This window comes from Leptotrichia sp. OH3620_COT-345 (assembly GCF_003932895.1).
Taxonomy (GTDB): Bacteria; Fusobacteriota; Fusobacteriia; order Fusobacteriales; family Leptotrichiaceae; genus Pseudoleptotrichia.
Genome location: NZ_RQYW01000110.1, coordinates 1 through 525 on the forward strand (window position 1 = coordinate 1; position 525 = coordinate 525).

2 protein-coding genes are annotated in these 525 nt (G+C 34.3%); both read right to left on the reverse strand.

Annotation, left to right across the window (positions count from 1 at the left end; genetic code table 11):
- Positions 1–138 precede the first annotated feature (138 nt).
- Positions 139–354: a hypothetical protein gene (locus EII29_RS11590; protein WP_036851123.1), complete on the reverse strand. Its 216-nt coding sequence runs from the start codon at positions 352–354 to the stop codon at positions 139–141.
- Positions 355–366: 12 nt separating this feature from the next.
- Positions 367–525 (reverse strand): single-stranded DNA-binding protein (locus EII29_RS13205; protein ID WP_199726100.1); only part of this gene is annotated, 159 nt, incomplete at its 5' end.

Here is a 525-nt window from a genome sequence, read left to right on the forward strand (position 1 = left end):
GCTCGATCAGTTTAGCCATTCCCTCGCCAAGAATTTCATCAGCCACAAAGTTATGTTTATATTTTTTATTTGTGTTGCGTACATAGTTGTCAAGCGTTTGTTTAATTTTAAGTTTTTTGTGTAGCTCTCTTAATGTTGTCAATTTAATACTCCCTCATATATTTTACCAAACTTTAAAGCGTTAATTTTAACTAACTGCTTCAATTCTGATATAAATTGCTGTTCTCCGTCAAAGTCAAATGGCATTGATACGTTTTCCTTGATCCAAGCGAAAGCTCCGTCAAAGTCTTGTCTTAATAAGCTCATTTTATCCACGATGTCGATAATTTGCTCTCTCTCTTCTTCTGTGTACATGTAACCACCTTTCTAGAAAGGAAGTTCTGATTCATCAACTTCAACAGGTTCAGAACCACCAAATAAGTCTTGTTTAGCTTGTGATTGACTACTATTATCATTAGTGATAAATACTTTTTCAACCGTAGGGAAAACAAAGTTATAATTTACGTATTCTCCTGATTCCTTGGC